This is a genomic window from ANME-2 cluster archaeon (assembly GCA_014237145.1).
GTDB lineage: Archaea > Halobacteriota > Methanosarcinia > Methanosarcinales > Methanocomedenaceae > Methanocomedens_A.
Genome location: JAAXOC010000113.1, coordinates 1 through 3,723, shown reverse-complemented (window position 1 = coordinate 3,723; position 3,723 = coordinate 1). Strand labels below are relative to the sequence as shown.

The window sequence follows — 3,723 nt, the reverse complement described above, 5'->3', positions numbered from 1 at the left end:
AAGTTCCATATCCAGGACATCCCTGAGCGTTCCCTCGAAATTGCCGTGCATATCTGTGAATGCCTGACCGAAACTGCCCCGAAACTCAGCCTGCATCAGCCGCTCATGCCCCTTTAGTATTGGGAAGTCCTCGCTTTCAGGATTTCCTATAGCTTCTTCAGGGGTCAGGGGTTTAGCCCTGATCATCACTGTCTCATTCAGCAGGTCATTTTCTTCGACGATTCGTTCAAATTTTTCCCTTATCACTGAGTACATCCGGATCATATCCTCCAATAACCATCAACGACACAACCGTCGCACGTCATGAATCCCTGTATCGTTCATACCACTCTATGTGCTCCGGTATATACATAAAGGTCGGGTTTGCGTGCAAATGCCACCAGGGTCATACCCACCTCATCTGCAAGCCTTATGCCTTCGCTAAGAGGCGCAGACTTGCTGGCAATAAACGGAAAACCTGCACGTGCTGCCTTGGCAATCATTACAAGTGAGAGCCTGCCAGTAGTCACAAGCGCGCAGTTCGCAAGGTCGATGCCGCAAAGCATCGCTTTGCCAACCGTCTTATCCATAGAGCACGACCTGCTCACATCCTCACAAAACGCGAGCACCTCTCCACTGGAGTTACATACCATCGATAAATGCGTGCCGCCCGTTCTCCTCCACGACGTTGCACGCACCTTGAGCTGCTCTATCGCACTGAAAATAACCTTTGTTTCAAAGCAGACGTTCGCAGCGGCGGGATTTATGTGCTTAATACTTGCATACTGTTCTTGCTGCCCGATTCGTAGCAGATTATCCGTAATCTCACAGGAGATGGAGTCAGCCCCTATATCCATAGAGATGATATCATCAGGTGAGGTCACAAAACCCTCACAAAGCAAAAAGCCTGCTGTGAGTTCTTCAAGTTCCCGTGGACTTGTGAGAAAAGTGGTAATGTGGGTGCTGTTCACATTGAGCTTGAAGCTCTTTTCGATTGCAACATCCACATCGACCTGTTTCCTGCCATCGTTGGTGATCTCAATGCACTGCACGGATGTATAGAAGGCAGTGTCAGTGGAAACCCCAGATATATTCCCGGATTTCCAGTAGTTCTGCCATCCTCCATCCTTGTCTACGTGCCAGTCAGACTCCATATATATTTCACGCCATCTTCTTGATCTTTTCGAATAGCTGGTGCATGGTATCCTCGTTGCTCTTCGTGTACTCGAACGGAGAGTCTGTAAAAGGCTCAAAGTAGATGGGTACATTATCCAGCCGATAGAACGTACCTGCTGACTCCATAGCATCGATCACACCAGGCAAAACAACATCAGACGCCACCGTAGTCGGGCACGGTGCAATATCCAGGCATACCATAGGTATCTCTGCAAGATATGAAGCACAGTCCGCCGGTGTGTGGCACACAAGGTCGGCACACATGACAAATGCAGCGTCCACATCGCGATTTCTTAGCACATCCACCATAGTATACTCACCCGGATTATATCTAGGATAGCCTCTCGCAAAATCAAGACCGAACGGATAACCGTACAGATAGGATGCGATCTGGTTAAAACCTGCAACATTGCAGTGACCTCGTAAGGCCCCTATCGTGAACTTGGTGTAGTTGTTGAGTTCTTTTATGAGGTTTAATGCTGCCTCAACATTCCTGTGTTTGCCGTAGGACGAACCCACGCCCAATCCCACATAGACCGCACCGAAATTGCAATCCTTCATCATTTCCACCATTTGTTTCATCTCAGAAATAGACACACCAGTGATTCTCTCTACCGTTGGATGTGGTTCTTTCCCGTTGAGTATTGTTTGCAGGGCATTGAATAGCTCGTAATCCGAATTGGGATTTAGCTGGATGTGAAGATCGGCTGCAGCTGCTGTCGGTGTTTTTCTCGGATCCACGCAAATGACAGTCCTGTCGAACCTGCCGCGTTTTGTCCAGTAGCCTCTTGGAAATATACCATATCTGGACATGTGTCTTGGCATTGATTCAAGCGCATTGCATCCCCAGTACACAGAAAGATTGGTCCTGTTCTTTGTCTGTCCTGCTGTTGCGCCGACTATGCCGGATTCCTGGATCCCCATCACAGTCGGACCATGGCAGATCGTAGCATTGGAATCCACTGCAGCGCCAAGGTATTCTCCGATATGCAATCCCACCTCCTGGGCTTCACATGATGTCTCACTGCCAAGGAAAAGCAGGGGACGCTTTGCAGACGTGAGTATCTCGGCAGCCTTTGTGATCGCATCGTTCCAGTCCGCCTTCTTAAGCTCGCCATTCGCTTTTATCATCGGATCCCTGATACGGTGGGAACTCACCACTTCCTGGAACTTGGCATTTCCCATCTTGCATGCGTTCTTAACAGTGATCTCGTCACCCTTAAGTTCCACCTGGATGTCATCGCACGAGCCCCCGCATACAGGGCATATTATGTTCTTAGTAAACATCTCACTTACCTCCTGCATATACTTTCAGGACTACATCTACGGTGCTGAGCACCTCGTCATTTGTGGGTTCGAGTGTGATCCTGCTTCCTTTATATAAAGGAGAACCTGTGGAAAACGTATTCGGATCCACAATTACATTCGCCCAGATCGCCCTTGGCATGAACACATGTCCGGGACGCACCGAGTCAGTACGCTTTGTATACACAGCAACAGTGTGTTTACCGTCCATACTTGTCATCTTCACTTTTTCAGGATTGCCCATAGCTTCAAAATCCTCTGGAGCCATCCAGCAGACCGCACATTCTATCATGTAATCCTCTGTGTTCTTGCTGCCGCCTTTGGCAAGCCTGCCTTCATCGATCGTACTTCCTGTATTGAGTAATGCTTCCATCTCTCGTCACCTCACAAATCCTCATTTGCATTCTTTGATACGTACAGCGCACCCTTGGTCCGCGTAACAATTGCGTGGTCACCTGCAAACTTCTTAAACTCGCCCTGGCACACGATGTCATCGAATGCCAGATCACTCTCTGTATCCGTATATTCAAATCCGGGCAGGAAGTTCTTGATACTGCCAGCAACAACTATCGTTCCGCCAGACATCTCGGCTCCAACTGTACGTACAGCGTCTCCTTTCACAATGATCAGGCCGCTGTTCTGGCGTATACCGCAAAAGTTTTGCACACTACCCGCAACTACGATCACTCCGCCGCTCATACCCCCGCCAACCTGGCTCTGGGCACTGCCGTCGATAAGTATTTTACCGCCAGTCATTCCGTGCCAGCTACCGCGATAAGCACAACCCGCATGGTCACCGACATCACCAGTTATGTGCAGGAGTCCGCCTTTCATTTCCATGCCTGCCCATGCATCGGCATTACCCTTGACTACGATCTCCCCGCCGTTCATCCCTGATCCGGTATGCATGCCTGCAGAACCTTTGATAATGATACTGCCTCCTGTCATACCTTCGCCTATCCGCTTGACCCTGGTGACATCTCCTTCAATGATGATCGATGTCTCCACAGCAGAACTTCCTCCCTTGCCCTTAACATCGAAGAACTTTAAAAGGGGTAGTTCGTGTGAACCTTGCCATACAACCAGTTTTTCAATTTCATTTGCGCTCTTTGTGGCAAAAGTATCAGGTGTGATCACCTCTGCCTCCACCATTATATCTATTTTACCTTTTGGTGTAAGTGTAACTTCTTCCATGAAAATCACCCCTCTGCATTGATCTTGATCGGTGTCGGATTCATCAGGTAGCTATCCGGCGTTGGATAG

Annotated in this window: 5 protein-coding genes; all 5 read right to left on the bottom strand. The window is 49.0% G+C overall.

Translation table 11 applies throughout. The features are described 5' to 3' along the window. The coding region (locus HF974_15615) for a hypothetical protein (protein ID MBC2699723.1) at positions 1–255 on the bottom strand (255 nt) is incomplete at its 3' end. Positions 256–320: 65 nt separating this feature from the next. Beyond that, positions 321–1,133: a formate dehydrogenase accessory sulfurtransferase FdhD gene (fdhD, locus tag HF974_15610; protein MBC2699722.1), complete on the bottom strand. Its 813-nt coding sequence runs from the start codon at positions 1,131–1,133 to the stop codon at positions 321–323. 7 nt (positions 1,134–1,140) lie between these two features. Continuing rightward, entirely contained in the window at positions 1,141–2,442 is a 1,302-nt protein-coding gene (locus HF974_15605; protein MBC2699721.1) for a formylmethanofuran dehydrogenase subunit B, read from the bottom strand. 1 nt (position 2,443) lies between these two features. After that, positions 2,444–2,833: a formylmethanofuran dehydrogenase gene (locus tag HF974_15600; protein MBC2699720.1), complete on the bottom strand. Its 390-nt coding sequence runs from the start codon at positions 2,831–2,833 to the stop codon at positions 2,444–2,446. A gap of 11 nt (positions 2,834–2,844) precedes the next feature. Then, positions 2,845–3,654, bottom strand: a complete 810-nt coding sequence (locus tag HF974_15595; GenBank protein ID MBC2699719.1) for a formylmethanofuran dehydrogenase subunit C — start codon at positions 3,652–3,654, stop codon at positions 2,845–2,847. Positions 3,655–3,723: the final 69 nt, after the last annotated feature.